16 protein-coding genes and 2 pseudogenes are annotated in these 22,857 nt (G+C 59.6%); 8 read left to right on the top strand and 10 right to left on the bottom strand.

Annotated features, from left to right (window positions below; genetic code table 11):
- Positions 1 to 320: 320 nt before the first annotated feature.
- Both K0P33_RS13725 and K0P33_RS13720 read right to left on the bottom strand, forming a co-directional pair.
- A complete protein-coding gene (locus K0P33_RS13725) occupies positions 321 to 2,003 on the bottom strand; it encodes an NEL-type E3 ubiquitin ligase domain-containing protein (RefSeq protein ID WP_242155715.1) in 1,683 nt (560 codons plus the stop codon).
- Positions 1,976 to 7,369: a leucine-rich repeat domain-containing protein gene (locus K0P33_RS13720; protein ID WP_242155713.1), complete on the bottom strand. Its 5,394-nt coding sequence runs from the start codon at positions 7,367 to 7,369 to the stop codon at positions 1,976 to 1,978. The genes K0P33_RS13725 and K0P33_RS13720 overlap by 28 nt, the downstream gene beginning before the upstream one ends.
- A 198-nt stretch (positions 7,370 to 7,567) precedes the next feature.
- Between K0P33_RS13720 and K0P33_RS13715 the strand changes: the two genes are divergently transcribed.
- Positions 7,568 to 7,786, top strand: a complete 219-nt coding sequence (locus K0P33_RS13715) for a DUF2970 domain-containing protein (protein ID WP_094953380.1) — start codon at positions 7,568 to 7,570, stop codon at positions 7,784 to 7,786.
- Here K0P33_RS13715 and K0P33_RS13710 read toward each other — a convergent pair.
- Positions 7,783 to 8,850 carry an ABC transporter substrate-binding protein gene (locus tag K0P33_RS13710; RefSeq protein WP_242155712.1) on the bottom strand — a complete coding sequence of 356 codons (1,068 nt, stop codon included), beginning with the start codon at positions 8,848 to 8,850 and terminating at the stop codon, positions 7,783 to 7,785. The genes K0P33_RS13715 and K0P33_RS13710 overlap by 4 nt on opposite strands.
- A gap of 421 nt (positions 8,851 to 9,271) precedes the next feature.
- On the opposite strand from K0P33_RS13710, the gene K0P33_RS13705 reads away from it, so the two are divergent.
- Together K0P33_RS13705 and K0P33_RS13700 are read left to right on the top strand one after the other, a co-directional pair.
- Entirely contained in the window at positions 9,272 to 10,930 is a 1,659-nt protein-coding gene (locus K0P33_RS13705; RefSeq protein WP_242155711.1) for a nitrite/sulfite reductase, read from the top strand.
- Entirely contained in the window at positions 10,914 to 11,408 is a 495-nt protein-coding gene (locus K0P33_RS13700; protein WP_017136920.1) for a DUF934 domain-containing protein, read from the top strand. The genes K0P33_RS13705 and K0P33_RS13700 overlap by 17 nt, the downstream gene beginning before the upstream one ends.
- Positions 11,409 to 11,560: 152 nt before the next feature.
- On the opposite strand, the gene K0P33_RS13695 is transcribed toward K0P33_RS13700, so the two are convergent.
- Positions 11,561 to 11,965 carry a MerR family transcriptional regulator gene (locus K0P33_RS13695; protein WP_094953387.1) on the bottom strand — a complete coding sequence of 135 codons (405 nt, stop codon included), beginning with the start codon at positions 11,963 to 11,965 and terminating at the stop codon, positions 11,561 to 11,563.
- A gap of 72 nt (positions 11,966 to 12,037) precedes the next feature.
- Between K0P33_RS13695 and K0P33_RS13690 the strand changes: the two genes are divergently transcribed.
- A complete protein-coding gene (locus K0P33_RS13690) occupies positions 12,038 to 13,270 on the top strand; it encodes an NADH:flavin oxidoreductase/NADH oxidase family protein (RefSeq protein ID WP_242155709.1) in 1,233 nt (410 codons plus the stop codon).
- Between the two features lie 77 nt (positions 13,271 to 13,347).
- Entirely contained in the window at positions 13,348 to 15,072 is a 1,725-nt protein-coding gene (poxB, locus tag K0P33_RS13685; protein ID WP_242155707.1) for a ubiquinone-dependent pyruvate dehydrogenase, read from the top strand.
- 3 nt (positions 15,073 to 15,075) lie between these two features.
- On the opposite strand, the pseudogene K0P33_RS13680 reads toward poxB, so the two are convergent.
- From K0P33_RS13680 to K0P33_RS13670, 3 genes and pseudogenes are all read right to left on the bottom strand, one after another.
- Positions 15,076 to 15,438, bottom strand: a pseudogene (locus K0P33_RS13680) (LysR family transcriptional regulator); the annotation flags it as partial.
- Positions 15,439 to 15,916: 478 nt separating this feature from the next.
- Positions 15,917 to 17,288, bottom strand: a pseudogene (locus K0P33_RS13675) (IS3 family transposase).
- A 544-nt stretch (positions 17,289 to 17,832) separates the two neighbouring features.
- Positions 17,833 to 18,390, bottom strand: a complete 558-nt coding sequence (locus K0P33_RS13670; protein WP_094953785.1) for an NAD(P)H-dependent oxidoreductase — start codon at positions 18,388 to 18,390, stop codon at positions 17,833 to 17,835.
- A 227-nt stretch (positions 18,391 to 18,617) separates the two neighbouring features.
- Between K0P33_RS13670 and K0P33_RS13665 the strand changes: the two genes are divergently transcribed.
- Entirely contained in the window at positions 18,618 to 18,851 is a 234-nt protein-coding gene (locus K0P33_RS13665; protein WP_094953786.1) for a hypothetical protein, read from the top strand.
- Positions 18,852 to 18,913: 62 nt separating this feature from the next.
- Here K0P33_RS13665 and K0P33_RS13660 read toward each other — a convergent pair whose 3' ends face one another.
- Positions 18,914 to 19,258, bottom strand: coding sequence for a hypothetical protein (locus tag K0P33_RS13660; RefSeq protein ID WP_242155705.1), 345 nt, complete (start codon positions 19,256 to 19,258; stop codon positions 18,914 to 18,916).
- 85 nt (positions 19,259 to 19,343) lie between these two features.
- Positions 19,344 to 19,793, bottom strand: a complete 450-nt coding sequence (gene gspG / locus K0P33_RS13655; RefSeq protein ID WP_094953788.1) for a type II secretion system major pseudopilin GspG — start codon at positions 19,791 to 19,793, stop codon at positions 19,344 to 19,346.
- 145 nt (positions 19,794 to 19,938) lie between these two features.
- Between gspG and K0P33_RS13650 the strand changes: the two genes are divergently transcribed.
- Together K0P33_RS13650 and K0P33_RS13645 are read left to right on the top strand one after the other, a co-directional pair.
- On the top strand, positions 19,939 to 20,856 hold the full coding sequence (locus K0P33_RS13650; RefSeq protein ID WP_242155703.1) for a LysR substrate-binding domain-containing protein: 918 nt from the start codon (positions 19,939 to 19,941) through the stop codon (positions 20,854 to 20,856).
- Positions 20,857 to 21,458: 602 nt separating this feature from the next.
- Positions 21,459 to 22,046: a hypothetical protein gene (locus K0P33_RS13645; RefSeq protein WP_242155701.1), complete on the top strand. Its 588-nt coding sequence runs from the start codon at positions 21,459 to 21,461 to the stop codon at positions 22,044 to 22,046.
- Positions 22,047 to 22,277: 231 nt separating this feature from the next.
- Here the strand turns inward: K0P33_RS13645 and K0P33_RS13640 are convergent, their stop codons facing one another.
- A complete protein-coding gene (locus tag K0P33_RS13640; RefSeq protein WP_242156040.1) occupies positions 22,278 to 22,847 on the bottom strand; it encodes a GNAT family N-acetyltransferase in 570 nt (189 codons plus the stop codon).
- Positions 22,848 to 22,857: the final 10 nt, after the last annotated feature.

The following is a 22,857-nucleotide window of genomic DNA, read 5'->3' as shown; positions in this document are numbered from 1 at the left end:
AGCCGCGATGGGCCAAGGATGGCCCATGGCGGCGGCCCACGGATTCAAGCCTGCGTGCGGGCACACCGAGCCTAAGCGAGGTGCCGAGTGGTGGGGCGAAGACTTTTTGGTTACTTTTGTGTCTTTACAAAAGTGACCCGCTGTAAGAGCGGAACCCTAAGCCGCCGTTACCGCAGCAACGGATATGTACTCAATCTACCTAAAGACGCCCCAGCCCGAAGCCCACCACAAAACCACGTTCACTTGTCACAGGCTTAGCATAGATACCTATGCTCAGATAAAGGAAGCGAGCAAGCCCGCGTCCAATAGTGCTGCCAGACTCACTGCTGCCGTGTCGACGGACCTGGCTGTGGCGACAGAGGCCTTGACGGTGGCGTAACAACAGGAGCCACCCCTAACGCCAACGCCTCCCTGCGAGACAACTCCAGTAGCAGCCGCGCCTTCGTGCGGCCTCGGTCAACCTCGCGCTGAGTCAACGCCTCGTCGTAGCGCGTCTGGCTGTCGGTATCCCGCACCCTGTCAGCATGCTCCTCCTCCAATGCGTCAGAGCGCATGGCATCGTCGCTATCAAACGCTTGGAACTCATCGGGGTAGCGTTCTTCCAGGTATCTGACCCAATACTCACGCGCAATCAGGCTCTCATAAAACGCATCGGACGCTTCCGCCAGGAGCACCTGATTACGCGCATTAGCCAAAACCTCTCCACTGATCGGCACCGCATGCATCATATGGGTGGGCTGCCCCGGCAGTTCCAGCCCGTCGGGCCAACCGCGGGTCATGGCGATCCGATACTGCAGGTGCACCTCAGCCCAGTCTTGCCCTACGGCATTGCGTTCAGCCAACGTATTGACCTGGTCCAGCCGGAACAATCGGCGGGAAAGGTCGAACAAACTCTGCCCTCTAAGCCTCAGGTCGTGCGCCGGAACCTCACGCAGTACATCCGCTTCGAACACCACCACCTCCATTGAACTGAACGTGAGGATACGCCCGTCGCCACAGGTACCATGGGTTTGCGCGGCGGTGAATATCGCACCTCGCAGTTGCTCGCTGCTGGCGGCAGCGTCGATCACCGCCCATACCCGCCGGGTAAGATCTGCGCCGACAAACCGATACTCGTGGGTATCGCGAAGGCGCTCAAGCAAATGGAAGAACCGCTCATGCTCCGGTTCCTGGGCCAGTTGCTGCCACAACAGGCGTCGGGAGGCGACCCCATCAGCAGGTGAGTGCGCCAGCCAAGGTGTCAGCGCCGCCTCGTCCGTAACCCCCTGTGGGTCAGGAATGGGTTCCAGGGGCTCGTAGTCATCATCGTCATCGTCACCATTCGAATCAGAGCCGTCGCCCCCTCTCTCAAACCCGTCAATCCACCTGTCAATCTCCTCCCTGCTCCAGCCCATCACCGGCCCCCTCTGATGCCGATCGCTGTAGCGCCTCATCTGCTCAAGACTGTCGAGGGAAAGCGATTCGTTTTCGGAAATATCCGTGCCGCTCACCAACGCATCGTGACTGCCATCAAGCAATTCATCCGGGAGAGTCGTGAGGTCGTTGCCGCTCAGGTTCAACGTGCGCAGGTTCGCAGCGTCCAATGCAGCGTCGGGCCACTGCGTAATGCCGTTGTAACTGAGGTCCAGGGCCTCAAGCCGGCTGAAGGTTTGGGTACTGAACACCCTCAGGTTGTTTTTGCTCAGATTCAACCGGCGCAAGCGTTCGCCACCCAATTGGCGATACAGAAGCACAGGGTCGGTGAGGGCATTCACCGCCAGGTCCAGTTCTTCAAGCTGGGCCATGCGCCCCACGGCCTCGGGAACGGCCGCCAGTTGGTTACCACTCAACACCAGCTTGCGCAGTGCGGGGAAGCCGTTGAGGAAGCCCTCGGCGCCCGACGTCGAGCACTGCACGCCGGTTAAATCCAGTGTGTGTACACGGTCAAACTGCACACTTAATTCCGGCAAAGTGTCGGCTAGTAGCCCGTGCAGGCTCAGTTCATAACCGGCTTGGGCCGACACACCGGTTTGCCAGCACTCAACGACTTTAAGTCGCGGGTATACTGCCAGCCGTTAAGCTCGCGCGTCAGGGTTTTGAGCTCCTGGTGCCGTGTGGCCAACAGGCTGTCAATTTGCGCATCACTCATCCCACCGGTACGCAATTGCTCGAACCATTGGAGGGCCTTTTGCTCGGTCACCGACGGCGCCAGTTCCTGCAAGCGACTGACAAACCCCGCAGCCCCTTCAGCCGCTTCGACTTGCAGGGGCATTAGCAACAAGTAACGTGCCATCGTCAGGCCGGTTTCTTGCGGGGGAAAGTTCGGCACACTTTGCTGTTCAAACCGAGCCAACGCGCCCTTAGGCAAGCCCTGGTCAGTCTCGACCCGCTGACGCGCCGATTCCAGCTCGACCTCACCTGTGGGGCTGAACCGATTACCCGCCACGTTGGTTTTCATCAATAACGCGTCGTCAGTCAGTACCTGGGGCGGCAAACTCGACAGCTGATTGTCGCGCAGGTCGAGCCAGGTCAAACTCGGCAGACGCTCGGCACCGGTTGGCCAGGCCTTCAATGTTGTCCCGCGCAAGTTGAGCGCCTTGAGCTGCGTCAACGCGCTGACATCCACGTTTGTGAGCGATTTGCTGTTATGGCTCAGGTCCAACTGCTCCAGGCTGCCGAGCTCATTGAGCTGCGCCTGCAGAGCCGGCATGACCAGGCTGTTATTGGAAAGGTCGAGGCGGGTCAATGCAGGAAGGTCGCCCGCGCCAATGGGTATTTCGGTCAAACCACTGCCGTTGAGCTCTAGGGTTTGCGCACCGCTGAATGCGCGGATAAACCCGCGTGTCTGCTCGGTGGACTCTCCCAGCCAACGCATGCGTAAGGTGCGTACATGGGCAAAACTTGCCGCGGGTAATGGGGGCAGTTCAACCGTGCCCACCGGCATCAGGGGGACGGTCCCTTGAAGCTGCGGCGCCGGCAACTCAAGCGTCGACGCTTGGCTGGGTATTCCATAACGCTCGCCCTGCGCGCCCCACCAATTGGTTTCAAGTGCACTGATCACGTGAGCATTTGACCCGGTGCGCCATGAGTCGGCACGAAACCTGAAGCGCAGTGCGGCAACGGCAGACGGGTCGTAGAAATTCGAGAAAAGGGCATTGTACTGGCGGCTAATGTCCTCAATCGCAGCAAACCGCTCTTCGGGGGTGTACGCGGTCGTCATTATTTTTTTATGCAGTGCACTCGCCACGCTTGAATCAGCGTTCAAAAACTTCAACTCGCCGTTGGCGTAGCTGCTGACCATCTCGTGCAGGTCAACCAGGTGCCCGTGCTCACCCTTATAGTTTTTGACGTATTCATAGGCAGGCTTGAACGTTTCACGGGGGAACCTTGACCAGTCCATCGACAGCCCCGTCCACAGCTGTTCATGCCCGCTATACAGGCCGGCAGGGAGCGTGCTGACCGCAGTGCGGCTCAAATCGAGGTGCTCCAGGCGCGGAAGGTTCTCAACATTGGCCGGCCATTGCGACAGGCCAACAGGCGCGTCGATATTCAGCCGTTTCAACTGCTCCAGCGCGGACAGGTCCAGGCTATTGAGGACTGTCGCAGAGAACCCGCGGTATTGGATATGCAACGCCTCCAGCGAAGTCAGGCTGTTGAGAGTTGAGCTAAAGTCTGGCGCCAGTTGGTCGGCCGCCGAGCTGAACTTCAGCTTTTTGAGGCCGGTCATCCGGGTCACCGCCGGGGGCACCGTCGTCAGCGCCAACCTGGGCCCCGTTTGGGTTGAACCAAACAGCGGAGGAACATCGCCAATAGACAGGCTTTCCACATTGGGAAACCGCGCCAGAAAAGCCTCCGCGCCAGCATCACTCATCTTGCGCCCGACCAGCGTCAACTTACGAATATGCTGAAAATCAACCGTCAATGGCGGCAGATGCTCATCGGCACTGACGTACAAACTCTCGGCGTCATAGACCGTTCCTACCACCGGTTCCTTGCGCCAGGCATCCTTAAGCTGATTCGCAACGTGGCTTCTAGTTTGGTACGCGTAATCGTCGGTACGCCCCTGAGCCTCGACCCACTCGTCAAGGCTCGACACCAGCGTTTGGTAGTCACGCCCACGGGTTTGCAGATGGTTGAATATGGCCTTGTCGTCCTTGCCGCTCACTCGCAACCGCTTAATGTAAGCGCTGGCTTGAGCATCGCTCAGGCCGTAGAGATCTTGCGCCCGTGACGCTAGACCAAAGCTCAGGCCCGGCGCTCGTCCGCTGGCGTAATACCCCACCAACGTATCGTTGATCCGCGCGGGCGGCTTGAACCCTTTGCGTTTGGGCTCCAGCAATTGTGGCGTTTCATAGCGATAAAGGTCAGCACCCTCGATGATTTTTGCTTGCAGTTGAGCGCTCTGACTCACCTGCGGCACACCCAACCCCCGACGCGCTTCATCGGGCAGGGCATGCATCAGCGAGGCATAAAAATTATCACCCTCTATGGGCAGGCTATTGAGTTCCTCTCCGCGGTCGTTGAACGCCTGAAAACGCGGGCCTTTTTTCACCAAGTACTTCTTGTCCCGTGCCGTGTCACTGCCAATGCTGTCCAGCAGCAGGCCGCTTTCAGTGCCTTCGCGAATTTCCAGGCGCAAGGTGTCCGGCCAACCCGGTAGCTTTTCCAGGGTATGCAGCGCCAGCCGGCGACTGTCCGTCGAGGCCATGGTTTCGCTACGCAAGCCTGCATACGCACGGGTCTGGCGACCTTCGCGCGCATACCAGCGGGCCTCCTCCAGCACCGTCAGCGGCACCCGGCGCGTTACGTTCAGACGTTTCAGATCCTGCGGTGAAGCGTGGGCCAGGGTTTCCCGCGCAGCGGCTTCGCTGAGCCCTGGGCAGGTACGCTGCAGCAGCGTGACTTGGCTATCCAGCGGCTCGGTACCGGCGTAAAGGCTGTCGAAAATGGCGGCTTTGCGGGTCTGGGCAAAATCGGCGATTTGCTTGCCAAACTCCTGCGGCCTCACATCACGCACCCGCGCGGCCTCGGCCCCCAACAGGCTGGTGGCTTCCGACTCATCCAAGGCCGCCAGAATGACCGCCGGCAATCGCCCACCCAGAACGTCGGCGCGGGTGATCTGGATCGGTGCTTTCGCGGCCGCGCCACGAGGCGCGCGCCCGGCACCGTAGCGCAACGATTCCCCGGAGAACTGCGCGCCCTTGAACACCTCAAGCGCCCGCCCCGCAGGCCAGCGCGGCATTTCGGCCACCAGCGGCAACACAAACAGATATCGCTCGTCGATCGGCTGGCTACCGCGCAACTGCTCGATCACCTGGCCGCTGCCCGCGTCGGCCTTGAACAAGCGCAGGGCATCTTGTAACTCAGGGGGCGGCGCTGCGAGGTCCATGTGCATTTTACGCAAGGCGCTGTCGCTGACGCCGCTGACGTCCGCCACCTTGATCAGCTCTGCATCGGAAAAGGCCTCGGTTTCATGCCCTATACGCCGTAACAGGGTCAGGCGATCCCACTGCGAGGGCTGTTCAAGGGTATGACGCCAGGCGCCTCGAGCGTTGCTTTGAAGAATCGGCTGGTACACCTCGGCATTGGTCGGGTGCTTGATCCGCCACTGCTTGATCGACTCATCAAACACCTGCTCATAAACCTGATCGCCCTGGCGAATATAGGTCTTGCCATTGAGCGTATGTTGGCCCTGCGCATTGGGGACTGCGTCGGCCTGCAGCGTAACGCCACTTTCATAACCCTTCAGGTCCGGCTTCCAGAGACGGGTTTCGCCATTGGGCAGAATGACCGGGCTGAGGTTTTCGATCACCGGCACGGCTTTGGCCGCCCTGAATCTGCTCACCGCGGCCCCCACACCCGCCATCACTGCGATCTGCGCAAGGTTTTCGGCCACATCGATCAGGTGCGCCTTGGCCGCGCGTTTGTCGCCCTCGGCCCACTCGATCGAGCCTTCCAGGGTCTCGCTCAGCAGTTGCTCAACCATCACCGCTATCATGATCTCGCCCAGCACCGGCACGAACATCGAGACCAGGTTAAGCGCCAGCATGCCGACTTCCAGCAAGTGCGCCAATTTGGCTTCTCGCGCCTTGGCGTCGACGTCAGCGGTGGGCACTGCATGGGCACGGGCATCGGCCAGGATCTTGTCGCGGTGCTTTTCGTAGAGGAAGGGCCACAGGTCGAGCAGGCCGGAAAAGGTGCCAGTACCGCGATACGGCATCATGCTGCCAGGTTGAATATAAGGGTCGTCTACCGGTTCCATTTTCGCGGGTTTTTCGGGCGGCAGCTCTTTGATTTGGGTCAGCGCCGACGTGCCGAGCACGCTCTGCACGAACGTTCGCCAAGGCGAGCTCAACGGGCTGCTCGGAGAGTCGGCGGACTTTTGCGTGAATTGGCTGAAGTAGTAAGGCCGCTGATCGTAGGGCACGAACTGGCTGAAAAACCGCTGATAGGCCGTTGGCGCGGGGTCGTGCGCCGACATCCCCTCGCGTGCGGTGAACAGGCGCTTGAACTCATCGCGCAGGTGTTGCTTGGTGTAGCGTTTGAGTGGATGGGCCGGGTCATGCGGGATGTAGAGAATCAACTCGTCGCTGTACTTGTCACCAATTGCAAAATACACGCAGCCCGTCAGTCTTTTTTTCATCAGGCTCAGGTCGAGCAGCCACACCCGTTTGCTGCCGATCGTGGGATAAAGATTGCCGTTGACCACCGACACAATCATCGTGTGGTCCGCAGCTTCGATGTCCCCGGTTATCAAGGCGTAGTCAGCGGCAGCCTTCAGGGTCGCTTTCTGGCTGGCGATAAAGTGTTGGCGAAGAGGCGGTTCAGGGCTTGCGTCGACCGGTGCAAAGAACGCCTTCAGATAGGTCTGATACTGCGCCCCGATATCGAGGCGGCGGCACACGGTCATGAACTGGCTGACCGTCACGTTGACGGTCGTCGATTCATAGGTGCCCGCTGTCGTCGTTTCCAGCACAAAACCGGAGGTCTCGTGGTAAGCACTCGGCTTGCACTCCCAGGCTTCAAAGTTATGCAAGGCCGCTTGCAGCATCGATAACTTGAGAAGCTCGAACGACGATATTTCCACTTCGGCCACACTGATCGCCAGCGGGCGCCGCAGGCAAAGGAAGGTCTTGTCGACATCGACTTCCACTTGGTACTGGTCTTTCAACGCCTTGAGCAGCAACGGCCGGGCGAATGCATCGACGTCCAGGAACGTCGCCATGCTTGTGTCCAGTTGCACCTGAGCGATAGCGCTGGCCTTAAGGCTCGCATTGAGGGCCTTGCGTCGCTCGGGCGAGGCGTTTTTGTATCCGCTCGGCAGGACCGGCGCGGCGCGTTTAAGCGCCGAGCGGCGGGCGGGCGTCGCGTCGACCAGCCATTGAGGCACGGCTTTTTCGAGAAAATCGCCGTGAACACTTCGGGTCGCCGCCAGCGGTTCGCCAGCGTCGGAACGGGGGGGGTAAATCGGACATGCTGTGACTCCTGTTAAATGGAGTGACAGCACATCACCGTTCAACGCCAGACCGGTGGTGCATAGATACAGGGCGTCTATGCTCTGTAGGACAGTCATCCTGACGAGGGTTTTATGGACGATCCACTCGACAACAAGCCGCCCACCTTCTGGCAAATGCTGCACAGCGTGATGGCGGCGGCTTTTGGCGTGCAGAGCGGGAAAAATCGCGCACGCGACTTCACCCACGGCAAGCCCAGCCATTTCGTGGTGCTGGGCATTCTGTTCACGGCAGTGTTTGCGCTGATGCTGTTCGGCATCGTCAAGCTGGTGCTGCACCTGGCCGGGGTTTAGCGCAGCAGCAGTTGCAGGCTGAACGGGTAACGGTAGGACGCGGGCTTGCCTTGGGCGGAGAGCGCACGAAAATCCACCGGCGGCGCTGGCCCCAGCAACCGTTGCGCCTGGCTGGCATCAATCAGTTGGAACAGCGCCTCCTGCCGATCCCGCCCACCGTAGGCGCTGATGTCGACGCCCTTGGCATCATCATTAATCAGCACCATCGCCCAGCCGCCCAAGGTGAAATGCCCGGCGACCAGCGTGGTCAACCGCCCATCCAGGTAGGCCCGCAATATGCCCGGCGAACTGTTGACCGCGCTGAATAGCGCGTCCTTGCCCGGTACTCGCCCGCTGTCTTGCAGCGCCTGCATGGCGCCCAGGGCCATCTCATCATTGGCCGACCACACCAACGCCGTCTGTGGGTAGCGCTTGAACAACTGCGAGGCTTGTTCAAAGGCGCGCTGGCGGCTCCACTCCCCGTAAACCAACTGGCGCAGGCGCACTTGCGGATGCTCGGCCAAGGCGCGGCGCAAACCCAGTTCACGGCGTTGCGCGGCCGGGGTGTTCTTGGCGCCGGAAAACGCCAGCAGGTCAAGGGATTCACCCGGTGCAACCGGCCCGTGCTGGCGCAGCAGGTCGGTGAGCATCAGGTAACCGGCCTGCTCGTCGTCGGCCACCAGGCTGCACACCCAGTTGGCGTCGCTGCGGGCATCGAGCAATTGCACTTGGTCGGGGGTCAACGCGTTATTCACGATCAGCAACTTGACCCCACTGCCCTGGGCCATGCGCAAAATCTGCGGGGCGACGTATTGCTCATTCACCAGCACCAGGTAATCGGGGCGCTCACTGCCTTGCAGCGCTTCGCGGGCCTGGGCCAGGGTGTTCTGGGCGTCGCGCTCGGAATAACGCACGCGCAAATCCAGGCCGAGGTCCTTGGCAGCGGCCTGCATGAATTGCGCGTAGCTGACCCAGAAGGTCTCGGTGGATGTGCCCGGGTTGAGAAATACCACTGACGTCGCATGGGCCATCGCCCCGTACGCCGATCCCACTAACCACACACACGCAATCAGAACCTTCAACATGATTGTTTGAGCCTTAAGCATTAACCCACAGGATAATGGCAATGCGACATTGAATCGAGGCTCAATCAAGCGGTTTACTGGTGGCTGACCCAGAATACGGCTGTGCCCACCACCAGGATTATCAAGAACAGAATGGCCCAGGCATCAACGGTACTGTCGGGTTTACGGGCTTTAGTCGAATTGCTCATCGCATCGCCTCTTGTCGGTTTTATAGGTGATTGCACTAAGACTCGACGACAGTAAAGATCATGATTGCCCGCATGACAAATGTGGGTATCGCGATAACCCTTCTCATTAGTCATTTTGGTTATGTGCATATACTCAAACATCACTTTTGCGCATAAACGCAAACTGGTATCGTGCGCCGGCTCCGTTGGGAGTGCGCGGCCGTGCGCGCAGATTTGCCGAGAACAGGACCTATATGTACGTATACGACGAATACGATCAGCGCATCATCGAGGACCGCGTCAAGCAGTTCCGTGATCAGACCCGACGCTACCTGGCTGGTGAGCTGAGCGAAGAAGAGTTCCGCCCTCTGCGCCTGCAAAATGGCCTTTATGTTCAGCGCTTTGCGCCGATGCTGCGGGTTGCCGTGCCCTATGGCCAACTGACTTCGCGCCAGACGCGCATGATGGCCAAGATTGCCCGCGACTTCGACAAAGGCTACGCCCACATCAGTACCCGCCAGAACGTACAGTTCAACTGGCCGGCGCTGGAGGACGTGCCGGACATCCTGGCTGAGTTGGCGACCGTGCAGATGCACGCCATTCAGACCAGTGGTAACTGCCTGCGCAACGTGACCACCGACCAATTTGCCGGGGTTGCCGCCGACGAATTGATCGACCCGCGCCCCTGGTGTGAAATCGTCCGTCAATGGACCACCTTCCACCCTGAATTCGCCTACTTGCCACGTAAGTTCAAGATCGCCATCAATGGCTCGACCTCGGACCGCGCGGCGATCGAAGTGCACGATATCGGCCTGGAGCCGGTGCACAACGCGGCCGGCGAGCTGGGCTTCCGTGTGCTGGTCGGTGGCGGCCTTGGTCGTACGCCGGTGGTTGGCGCATTCATCAACCAATTCCTGCCCTGGCAGGACCTGTTGAGCTACCTCGACGCCATCCTGCGGGTCTACAACCGCTACGGCCGTCGCGACAACAAATACAAGGCCCGGATCAAGATCCTGGTCAAAGCGCTGACGCCTGAGGTATTTGCCCAGAAAGTCGACGCTGAAATGGAACACCTGCGCGGCGGCCAGACCACCCTGACCGAAGCCGAAGTACACCGTGTGGCCAAGCACTTCGTCGACCCGCAATACAAAGCCCTGAGCAATCAGGATGCTGAGTTGGCAGCCCTCGACCAGCAGCACCCAGGTTTCGCCCGCTGGCGTACCCGCAACACCCTGGCGCACAAAAAACCGGGCTATGTGGCCGTGACCCTTTCGCTCAAACCCACGGGTGTAGCACCGGGCGATATCACCGACAAGCAGCTGGATGGCGTGGCCGACCTGGCCGAGCGCTACAGTTTCGGCCAACTGCGTACCTCCCACGAGCAGAACATCATCCTCGCGGACGTTGAGCAGAGCCAACTGTTCACGCTGTGGGGCGAGCTGCGCGAAGGCGGTTTCGCCACGCCGAACATCGGCCTGCTGACCGACATCATCTGCTGCCCGGGTGGCGACTTCTGCTCCCTGGCCAACGCCAAATCGATCCCGATTGCCGAATCGATCCAGCGCCGTTTCGACGACCTGGACTACCTGTTCGACATCGGCGAGCTGGACCTGAACATCTCCGGTTGCATGAACGCCTGTGGTCACCACCACGTCGGCCACATCGGCATCCTGGGCGTGGACAAGAAAGGCGAAGAATTCTACCAAGTGTCCCTGGGTGGCAGCGCCAGCCGCGATGCGAGCCTGGGCAAGATCCTCGGCCCGTCCTTCGCCCAGGAAGCCATGCCCGAGGTGATCGGCAAGCTGATCGATGTGTACATCGAACAGCGCACCGAAGATGAGCGTTTCATCGACACCTACCAGCGCATCGGCATCGACCTGTTCAAGGAGCGCGTCTATGCAGCGAATCATTAAGAACAACGAAGTCCTCGATGAAACCTGGCACCTGCTGCCCAAGGACGCGAGCTTCGACGGCATTTCCAACTGCGACGACCTGATCGTGCCGTTGGCCCTGTGGCGCGAACACGGCCATGCGCTCAAGGCCCGCGACGGCGGCCTGGGTGTGTGGCTAGACGCCGATGAAGAAGCCGAAGAAATCGGTGATGACGTGCAGCACTTCCAAGTCATCGCCCTGAACTTCCCGGCCTTCACCGACGGTCGCAACTACTCCAACGCGCGCCTGCTGCGTGACCGTTACGGTTACAAGGGCGAGCTGCGCGCGATTGGCGACGTGCTGCGCGACCAACTGTTCTACCTGCGCCGCTGCGGGTTCGATGCCTTCGCCTTGCGCGCTGACAAAGACCCGTACGAAGCCCTGGAAAGCCTCAAGGACTTCTCGGTGACGTACCAGGCGGCCACGGATGAACCGTTGCCGCTGTTCCGCCGCCGCTAAGCGTCAGCCTATAAAAAAGCCCTGGCATGCCAGGGCTTTTTTATGCGTGATCGTTCCCGCGCTCTGCGTGGGAATGCCGCTTGGGACGCTCCGCGTCCGGCTGGAGAGTGACGGTATGCATTCCCACGCAGAGCGTGGGAACGATCATACGATCATGCGTTGAGTTTGATCGACGCCAGCACCTGCTTCTGGCCCATGGAACACGGCAGATCTTGCGGCTGCGCACGCACTGCCTCGATCACCCCCAGCAATTGCGCCTTGCTGTGCGCCAACTGCGCCTGCATCACTTCGATCTGCTGCGCCTTGCGCTCCAACGCCTCGATCAGCTCATCGCGCTTGTGCTCGCCCGGCGCCGGCATCAACGCCTTGAGCTCCTGCAAGGTAAACCCGGCCTGCTGCGCACTCTGAATCAGTTGCAGCGTTTGCAACGCCTGCGGTGCATACCGCCGATAGCCATTGGCCTGGCGCCCCACCTGGCTGATCAGCCCTTGAGCTTCATAAAAGCGAATGCGTGATGCCGCCAGCCCACTTTGTTTTGCCAGCTCGCCAATATTCATCGCCACGCCCCGCTTGACATTAAAGTTAACTTTAAGCTTAGCCTGAGGCCTCCCCCGCTCAGGAGTCAACCCATGTCACCTTTTGAAGCTCTGCAACTGCCTAACGGCCAAGTCCTCGCCAACCGCATCGCCAAGGCGGCGATGGAAGAGAACATGGCCGACGCCCGTCAAGCGCCGTCGCGCGAATTGAAGCAGCTGTACCAGGCCTGGGCCGAGGGTGAGCCTGGCTTGCTGCTGACCGGCAACGTGATGATCGACCGCCGCGCCATGACCGGCCCCGGCGGCGTTGTGCTTGAGGACGAGCAGCAGTTGGACAGCTTCCGTGAGTGGGCCGATGTCGCGCGAGCCAAGCACGTGCACTTTTGGCTGCAACTCAGCCACCCGGGGCGCCAGACGCCCGCCAACCTGCGCCAGCAAGCCTTGGCGCCCTCTGCGGTAGCCCTCGACCTGGGCGGCTTCTCGAAGATGTTCGCCAAGCCCAAAGCCATGACCGAGGCGGATATTCAAGACGTGATCGAGCGCTTCGCCACCAGCGCACGCCTGGCCGAGAAAGCCGGGTTTACCGGGGTGCAGATCCACGCTGCACACGGCTACTTGATCAGCCAGTTTCTCTCACCGCTCAGCAACCAACGCACCGACCGCTGGGGCGGTTCGCTGGAGAACCGTGCGCGCCTGCTGCTGGAGGTGATCAACGCGGTACGCGCCACTGTCAGCCCGTCGTTTTGCGTGTCGGTCAAGCTCAACTCGGCGGACTTCCAGCGCGGCGGGTTTGCAGAGGCCGATGCGCGTGCCGTGGTCGAGATGCTCAACCCGTTGCCCATCGACCTGCTGGAATTGTCCGGCGGCAGCTACGAAGCGCCGGCCATGCAGGGCGAAGCTCGGGACGGTCGCACCTTGGCGCGTGAAGCGTACTTTCTGGCATTTGCCCAGGAAGTGGCGACCCTCGCCAGCATGCCACTGATGGTCACCGGCGGCATTCGGCGCCTGCCGGTGGTGCAACACGTGCTCGACAGCGGCATCGCCATGGCCGGCATCGCCACCGCCCTGACCCTGGAGCCGCAGTTGATCAAACACTGGCGCGCAGGCCGCGACCTCAACCCGCAACTCAAACCCATCAACTGGCAGCGAAAGCCCCTGGCCGCCCTCGCCACCCTGGCCGTGGTGCGCTACCAGATGCGCCAATTGAGCCGCGGCCACCGGCCCAACGCCAAGGTGGCCCCGTGCATCGCGCTGGTCCGCGATCAGTGGTTTCTCGCCCGCCGCACCCGCCAATACCGCGCCGCCATGACGCAATCTTCACATTAAGCGCGGAGCATTCGCCGTGATCGAACTGTCCTCTACTGATCAGCAGCTTTTAACCTCACTGACGATTGGAGTTCTTCATGGCGAAAATCAACCTGGCCCAGCAATTGGCGACCACCCTTGAACAGGCGGGCATCAAGCGCATCTGGGGCCTGACCGGCGACAGCCTCAACGGCCTGACCGACGCCCTGCGCACCATGGACAGCATCGAGTGGATGCACGTGCGCCACGAAGAGGTCGCCGCGTTCGCCGCCGGTGCCGAAGCCGCCACCACCGGCGAATTGACGGTGTGCGCCGGCAGCTGCGGGCCGGGTAACCTGCACTTGATCAATGGCCTGTTCGACTGCCATCGCAACCATGTGCCGGTGCTGGCGATTGCGGCGCAAATTCCGTCCTCGGAGATCGGCCTGAACTACTTTCAGGAAACCCATCCTCAGGAGCTGTTCAAAGAGTGCAGCCACTTTATCGAGCTGGTGACCAACCCCGAGCAGATGCCCCAGGTGCTGCACCGCGCGATGCGCTCGGCGATCCTCAACCGTGGCGTGGCGGTGGTGGTGATTCCAGGCGACGTATCGCTGCTGGAAGTGGAAGACAAACTCAAGCCTTGGCCAGCCCTGCACGCACCGCGCACCTTGCCGGCGGAACAGGACCTGCAACGCCTCACCGAGATCCTGCAGAGCAGCCAGAAAGTCACCCTGCTGTGCGGCAGTGGCTGCGCCGGTGCCCACGACCAAGTGGTAGCCCTGGCCGATGCCCTCGGCGCGCCAGTGGTGCACGCCTTGCGCGGTAAAGAGCACGTGGAATGGGACAACCCGTTTGATGTGGGCATGACCGGCCTGATCGGTTTCAGCTCGGGTTACCACGCCATGCTCAACTGCGACACGCTGATCATGCTCGGCACCGACTTCCCCTATCGCCAGTTCTACCCCACCGACGCGAAAATCATCCAGGTCGACCGCAACCCGCAGGCGCTCGGGCGCCGGGCCACGCTGGACCTGGGCATCGCAGCCGACGTCAGCGAGACCCTCGACGCGCTGCTGCCACGCCTGACCCGCAAGGCTGATCGCAGCTTCCTCGACACCTCGTTGAAGCATTACGAGAAAGCCCGCCAAGGCCTGGACGACTTGGCGCAGCCGTCGAAACCCGACCGGCCGATCCACCCGCAATACGTCGCGCGGTTGCTCAGCGAATTGGCGGATGACGATGCCATCTTCACTGCCGACGTCGGCTCACCCACCGTGTGGGCTGCGCGCTATTTAAAGATGAATGGCAAACGCCGCCTGATCGGCTCGTTCAACCACGGCTCGATGGCCAATGCCATGCCGCAGGCCATTGGCGCCCAGGCAGCCTTTCCTGGGCGACAAGTGATTTCGATGTCCGGCGACGGTGGCTTCGCCATGTTAATGGGCGATTTCATCTCGTTGGCGCAATTGAAACTGCCAGTCAAAGTCATCGTGTTCGATAACTCGTCACTGGGTTTCGTCGCCATGGAAATGAAAGCCGCCGGTTACCTGGACACCGGTACCGAGCTGAAAAACCCGGATTTCGCTGCCATGTCCAACGCCATGGGCATCCTCGGCATTCGCGTGGAGCAGTCCGAAGACCTCGAACCGGCCTTACGCCGTGCCCTCGCCCATGACGGCCCGGTGCTGGTCGACGTGGTCACAGCCACTCAGGAACTGGTGATGCCGCCGACAATCAAGCTCGAACAGGCCAAGGGGTTCAGCCTGTATATGCTCAAGGCGGTGATGAGCGGGCGCGGCGATGAAGTGATCGAACTGGCGCGCACCAACTGGTTGCGCTGAGTTTTAGTAACGGCGAACAGCCCCGTAGCGGACTACCGACTGGGTGACCACCTCAGCCAGGCGCGGGTCCGCCTGCGGCGCGTTGAACAGGCGAAACTCGGCATCGGGCAACACGGGTAAGCCGTGCTCGGCGCCGAGTACCGTCAAGCCAGGCCCCACTTGGCTGCGCGCCATCGGGGCAACGGCAAAGCCGGCCAACGCTGCGGCCTGCAGTGCGGCGTAACGGGTGTAGTGCATCGCGGTGCGCTGGGCAAGACGGGTCAGCGCCGCCTCGCGGTAAGGACAGGGCTCGGGAAACAATGCCAAGGGCAAGGGCGTCGGTAACGTCAGCAGCGGTTGCTCAGACCAGGCATCGACTATTTTTGGAGTGGAGGTTGATCAGGCTTCTCGTCGGGAGTCTGCTACGCGGGCGTGGATGTTGGCGGATCGTTTGGCGTGAGGGGTGGGCTAGGATTGGGTGCATATCCGTTATTTGGGTGATGGCTGATATGGGTTCCGCTCTTACAGCGGGTCACTTTTGGAAAAGAGCCCCAAAAGTAACCAAAAGGGCTCTTGCCCCACCACTCGGCACCTCGCCTAGGCTCGGTGTGCCCTCACTCCGGCTTTGGACCGTGGGCCGCCGCCATGGGCCATCCTTGGCCCATCGCGGCTAAACCGGCGTCCTGCCGGTTTACCCCCGCTCCAAAGCCTGCGTTCGGCCAGCGTGGTTTTACGGGGCGCCTAAGATCAAGATCAAAAGCAAAAGCACGGCGGCCTAGTAGCCGACCTGAGTGGTTGAAGCAAATCAAAAGCAAAACCGAGGCGGCCTGACTGAAGTGCGCCCCAAAAGTTGGACAGCTAATGGTTAGGCTACCGCGGACCGGGTTCTGTAAGCCACAGGGCTCAGTCCGCCAAGCTTCGTTTTGATTCGCTTATGGTTGTAGTAATGGATGTACTTATCCAGCCCGGCCTGCAGCTGAGCAACGCTGTCGAAGCTTTCCCGATAGTAAAACTCCGACTTCAGGGTACCGAAAAAGCTTTCCATTGTGGCGTTGTCATAGCAGTTCCCTTTGCGAGACATGCTCTGTTCCAACCCAGCTTTTTCCAGTTTTTCCCGATACTTTGAGTGTCGATAGTGCCAGCCCTGATCCGAGTGCAGCATGGGTTTGGCGCCTTCGGGCAAGCGCTCAAGGGCAAGCTCCAGCATGTCGCCTACCAAGGCGTATTGGGGGCGGACGGCGGTCTTATAGGCCACAATCTCTCCGTTGTACAAGTCCAGTACTGGGGACAGATACAGCTTTTGCCGGCCACTTTGAACTCGGTGACATCGGTTACCCATTTCTGATTTGGTTGCTCAGCTTCGAACTGACGAGCCAGGATATTGGGCGATACCTCTCCCATTGGCCCTTTATACGATTTGTATTTTTCGGTCGCACTGTGCATTTCAGGCCTAACTCTCCCATCAGCCGTCGTACCGTTTTACCGTTGATCAACGGCGTTTGCTTACGTAGCTCTAAAGTCATCCGACGGTAACCAAGGCGGCCCTCATTCTCGTCTTGGATAGTCTGGATAGAGGCTTTGATCGAGATAAACCGGTCCGCAACGCCCATCGCCTTGAGTTGGTAGTAGTACGTACTTCGCGCAAGACCTACCAGCTTGAGCAAATCACTCAAGGGGAAAGCTTGTTTGAGCTCAGTGACTAATCGGGCTTTTTCTTCGCTTCTCTCTCTCGCCTCATCACCGCCTCGCCCAACTCTCCAAGCTTTTTAGGTAGGCGTTCTCCATGCGCAAATACTGCAGTTCATCGAGTAATGCCTTGTGTGCAAGCTGTGCGTCGGTGAGTGGGGTGGTAGTTTTACGCGGTTTAGAAGGCGGCTTGGGCATAGCGGTAATCGATCCTTTTTCCCTGACTCCAGGGCTTCAATACCGCCACTGTAATACTGCTGTTGCCATCTGCCCACCTGGCTTGAGTTACCCAGGTTGAAGAGCGCCGCTGCGCGGCGCAAAGATAAGGAGTCGCGCCACATGCGTTGCAGCACTGAAAACTTGAACAAGGGACTGTAGCGTTCGCCGGTTCTGCTTAGACAGGCTTCGCCATGTAATCGGTAAGCCTCCACCCAACGACGAAGCAAGGTGGGATCCATTTGAAATTGAGCGGCTATGCGGCGAAAGCCTCGGCCCTGTTCAAGGAAAGTGGTAATGGCGGAAAGCTTGAACTGCGTCGTGTATTTGCTCATGAAAAGCCTCAGGAGTTGGACGGGTGTCCAACTTCTGGGGCGCACTTCAGTGGGTCAGTCAGCTCATATATAACTGACCCACCGCATTCGCGAGCAAGCCCGCTCCCACAGTTGGATCTCGGTACATCAGACAGAGAGTGTGCTGCTGTGCTTTTGCTGTGCTTTTGCCCTGCTTTTGCTTCAACCACTCAGGTCGGCTACTAGGCCGCCGTGCTTTTGCTTTTGATCTGCTTTTGATCTTGATCTGAGGCGCCCCGTTAACCACGATGGCCGAACGCAGGCTTGAATCCGTGGGTAACCCGGCAGGACGCCGGGTTAGCCGCGATGGGCCAAGGATGGCCCATGGCGGCGGCCCACGGATTCAAGCCGGAGTGAGGGCATGCCGAGCCTAGGCGAGGCACCGAGTGGTGGGGCAAGAGCCCTTTTGGTTACTTTTGGCTGGGCCGGCATTCCGGGCTCTTTTCCAAAAGTGACCCGCCGTAAGGGCGGAACCCTAAGCAGCCGTTACCGCAGCAACGGATATGTACTCAAAAAAGCCCCCCCATCACCCCAACTGCTTCTCCACCCACACCCCATAGGCATCAACAAACGCCTGCAAAAACGGCTTGGTCTTCTCCGACAATTTACCCGCCTCATCAAAGGCACTCCCCGCCCCACCCAGATAAGCCTCCGGCTGTTGCATACAAGGCACATTGAGAAACACCAGGGACTGGCGCAAATGGTGGTTAGCACCAAACCCACCAATGGCCCCCGGCGACACACTGATGACCGCCCCAGGCTTACCACTCCAGGCACTTTGCCCATAAGGCCGCGACCCCACATCAATCGCATTCTTCAACGCCGCCGGCACTGAGCGGTTATATTCCGGGGTCACAAACAACACCGCGTCGGATGAACTCACCTGTTTGCGCAAAGTACTGTAGGCTGCGGGCGGTGATGCCCCGTCGAGGTCCTCGTTGTAGAGCGGCAAATCGCCAATTTCCACAATGTTCAACTTCAGATTGGCTGGGGCCAGTTCGGCCAAGGCCAGGGCGACCTTGCGGTTGATCGACTCTTTTCTCAAGCTGCCAACCAGTACGGCAATCGTGTAGACCTTGCTCATTGAGGTTTTCCCGACGTCTGACTAAGGAGCTTGTAGTTATAAAGTCTTCACGGCAGGTTCACCAGCAGGTTTTGATAATCCCCAAGAGGTTTTCTACGCGATCCCCTGCGTAGGAAGCGTCTGAAAAGATCAACGAATAGTATTTTTTTTCCATAGGTAAACTACCCCGCTCCATGACGGTCTACAGAACCGCAAATCGAGTGTTTATCTCCAGAGGTTCTAAACAGATGGCTGCAGTACTTGTCGGACAGTTCCATGCCAGAGACGCGGAAGGACGCGTGTATTCCGTGCATGAGTTCCAGGAATCCAACCCGGTGCAAGGCGACCAGGCTGGTTCGGCGCCCACCACTACCTACAAGCTGGCCATTGGCGATCGCGTAGAAAAAATGGAAGGCGATGAATTCAGACTGATCCAGTCGGACAAAATTATCACCCGCGAATCCCCAACGTTCCAGGCTTAATAAGCTCTCACCTTATCGACCTGCTCAGTCCTGGCCATTGACGGCATTGACTGGGCTGGTGATCAAGGCCGGCGAATCTCTGTCACCTCCACGCCCTGCCCGCCATCCACGTGCTTGAGCGTCACCATCAACCTCCCCCGCTCTCCTTCAACGGCATACAACGAACGTTTGTAGCCCGTCGTGCCATACGCGGGATAGGCCACCACCTGCCTGACCAATGCAATCTCCAGCACCGCGCCCACCTGCGCATCCACCTGTTCCTGGGAACGGATAAACGCCTCGAGGGCGAGGTTTTCCGGCGTGTGTTCATCGGGAGTATTGAAGAGATAAGCAGCCACGCACCCCACGGTCACCAAGACCAGCAGTTGCTTGGCCGTTACCCCGAAGAAGATCGAGGGTAGAGGCATGTGAGACCAGACCTGTTTTTGTTGTATTGGTCGTTGATGATCAGAGCAGCCATTCTAATCAGGTCGATGGGTATTGCCAGATCTATCAGTTGTCGCCGTAGGTAATATCCTTGTTGTCGCCTACGCCGCCCAGGGTGCGGTCTTTGCCGAATGAAAACAGGTCGAAGGGCGTGTTCGGCTGGGTTGGCGGGTAGTGGTACTGGTAGGCAATGCCCCAAGGGTCATTCAGCAAGTCTTCGTTAACGTAGGGGCCTTTCCATTTCGCCTCGCCAACAAGTCGCGTGGTCAATGCCTCCAATCCCTCTTCATCCGTGGGGTAGCGACCGGTGTCTTGATGAAACCGTTCGACCGCCCTGCCCAATTCGCTCACCTGGGCCTTCGCCTGGGCTATTTCTGCCAGCGTGACATCGCCGAACAGCCGTGGCCCCACCGCCAGGGCCAGCAACCCGATAATGACCAACACCACCAGCACCGCCCAACGCGTAAAGCCATGCTGGGTGTGCACGCTGCCAATTGTTGCGGTATTGCCGGACATCGCAAGGCTCCCTGAAGGTTGGTCAGTTATTACACGTTTTGTATGACCCGCAGGTTGCAGTGGCGAGCACGCTTAACGGTAGCCGACCCGCGCTGTTTTTTCCCAAGCCATTGAAACCCCACCGTACTGAACATAGACTCCGGCGATGCGTTTACGTCATATCGAAGTGATTCAGGCCATCTTGCAGACCGGACACCTCGGCACAGCCGCCGAATGGTTGCAACTCCCCGTGGGCAACGTGGATGCAACCCTCAAGGACGCCGAGCAGCAATTGGGCTTCATGCTGTTTGCCAGTGTGCGCGGGCGTTTGCAGGCAACCCGTGAAACCCTTGAGCTGCAGGCACAAATCGCCCACCTCTACGAAGCACTGGAACCGGTACAACGCTTGGCCAGTCGCTTGAAACACCACCATGCCCCCACACTGCGCGCCTTGTGCACCCCGCCCCTGGCCAATCAACTGTTGCCGCAAAGTATCGCGCTGCTGCGTCGACGGTTCCAGGACACGCCGTGCAACCTGTCGAGCCAACCGACGCGGGAAATTGTCAGGAGCCTGCTCCTGCACGAAGCCGATGTGGGCCTGAGCCTGCATGACCCGCAACACCCGCAAATCCAAAGCACTGTGCTGGCCGAGGGCAAACTGCAACTGCTCGCGCCCCATGGCTGGCTCAAACCCAAGCAAAAGTACATCGCGCTGCAGGACCTGGCCGGGCAGTCGATGATCGGGCTTGAGGGGCATGACCCGCTGAGCCGCCTGCTGGACGCCAAGCTGCACGCTCTGCGCCCACTGCCAGTGGTGCAGACGCGGGTGCAGACCTACCAGATGATGCGCAGCATGGTGGAAGCCGGGGAAGGCCTGGCGGTTGTCGACCCGTTCACCGCTTTTGGCGCGCGGGAGGTCGGGCTGGATAGTTGCCCGTTATCGCCACCCATTCCTGTCATCCTCTACGCATTGACGTTGAAGGACGCTGAACCCACGCCTGCGCTGAACGCGCTGCTGGAGATCGTCGCCAACAAGGCCGAGGCCCTGCTGGCCGGTACATCAGCGTCCACGCCTGCACCCTGAACCACGCCCCATCAGCGCCTTTCCTTGCACTGTCATCGACACAACACCTGACAGTCAGGGTGGAACCCCGTCCGTGGATTCTCACACCCACACACTGAAGAAGGCGCCTATCCGCGCTTTCTTGCGGACGATGTCCCATCACCATGGAAAGGATCCCCATGCCCATCATTCAATCTATCCCTGCTTCTCTACCGCTCACCAACCCTGCGATTCTCCCAGCCACGCAAGCCACGAATACTCAAGTGACCGAAGTCGCGGCCAACGACACAGGCCCTGACGAACTCGACAACCCACTGGCGCTGAAAAAAGCCTTTGCTGATCGCTGCAACTGGAACGAGCTGGCAACCAAACATCGCTGCTCGGTTCGGCCGAGGCGCAGGCGCTGGGCCGCGCCATACAAACCCAATTGGGCGGCATAGCGACCACTACCAGCGGCAATGACTACTTGCTGGCAGCCATCCACCTGAGCCTGGACCCGGAGCCCCTGCAAACGCCGGCGCGCAACACTCCATGCTCGATATCGTCATCCACGGTGAAAAGGTCAATAATGACGGCATAGAGCATTGGGAAACCCAGGACAAGCGAATTCCCATTCTGGCGTTTTGCGCAAAATCCGCGAGCGGCAAACTGACGTCGCAGACGCCTTTGCCGAACGCTATAAACAGGCCGCAGAAGCCCTGAAAAAGGGTCACACGGGCCTGACCCATTACCTGATCTCGACCTTGCCGCCGGAGGATAAGAAAAACTTTGAGTATGGCCAGCTCGAATTTTTCCGTACCGATGAATACAAAATGGGCACGGACTTCTTCACCCAGACCCTGACGAAAAGAGGTCACACGCTGGACGTGAAGATCACGCGCAATAAGCAAATCAGGGTTTATCGCATTGACACCCACGCCGGTACTCTTTCAAACCAATATGGCCTGAACGAAAAGTACTCGCCGCCCTACGACAAACTCGACGTAAAAGACGCCAGCAAACTCACTCGAACCCTGCGGTTTAACCCCCTCCCAGACGAACATGGCGAAAAAGCCGTAGAGAAACCAGCGCGCTCGCAAACGCCCAGGGCCTTTGACTCCGAGCGCACGGACTATATCGCCAGGGTGTACGCCCACGCCCTCGACTTACACAGTGATGACCTGCTCCAGCATGCCGGAGGGATGAAGCGCAGCCCGCGACAAGGCCAATGATGAGCTTAAGGGCGGGACAATCGTCGATGTGGTAAGCGGTACCCGCAAGTATTACGCGGACAAAGGCGTCACGGCGCCCGACAATATCCAGCAGACAGTACAGGAGGGGAAGCAGCGCTACATGGCGCTTCACAGTCAGTTGAAAGTCAAAGTGGGCGCCGAACATTCCTGGCTTGATACATAACCTTTTCAGCGCCGACACGCGGCCCAAACGTCAGCCAACAGCGACGTTCAGGCCGTTTCCAACTCTGACTTGAATAACCGATACCAAAAGATCGCCACTTCGCGGGTTTGTGGATCAATCCCGCGATAACGCAGTTGATCAATCCCGCCCATCACGTACCCGCAACGCTCATACAGGCGGCACGCGCCGAGGTTGTTGTTCTGGGTTTCGAGCATCATGCCCGGCAGGTTTTTCTTGCGGCTCCAGAACTGCGCCACGTCCAGCAACGCTTTCGCCACACCATGGCGCCGCGCCGGCAAGGCCACCGCCAGTTCGTCGACGTGGGCAAAGCCATTCCAGTTGGTGCTGACCACAACATGCCCCACCGCACGGTCATCCAGATAGGCCATGAAGATCGCACTGTCCGGTGCATCGCGGAAACTGGCGAATTCTTCCGGGTCGATGCCATAACACTTGCGATACGGCACGATGCGCTCCATGGGCCATTGTTCCACGCGCTGGCCCATCTGTGGCACGCCGTAGGCGTTGACTTCAAAGCTGAAATCGTTGCCCCACACGTAGGCATCAAAGCCTTCGTCAGCGACCCGCACACTGAGCCCCGGGTACTTCGGGTTCATTACAGCTTGC

The organism is Pseudomonas sp. ArH3a (assembly GCF_022648765.1).
In the GTDB taxonomy this organism is placed as follows: domain Bacteria; phylum Pseudomonadota; class Gammaproteobacteria; order Pseudomonadales; family Pseudomonadaceae; genus Aquipseudomonas.
Note: the sequence above shows the minus strand (reverse complement) of the source record. Positions and strands in the feature narration are given on the sequence as shown.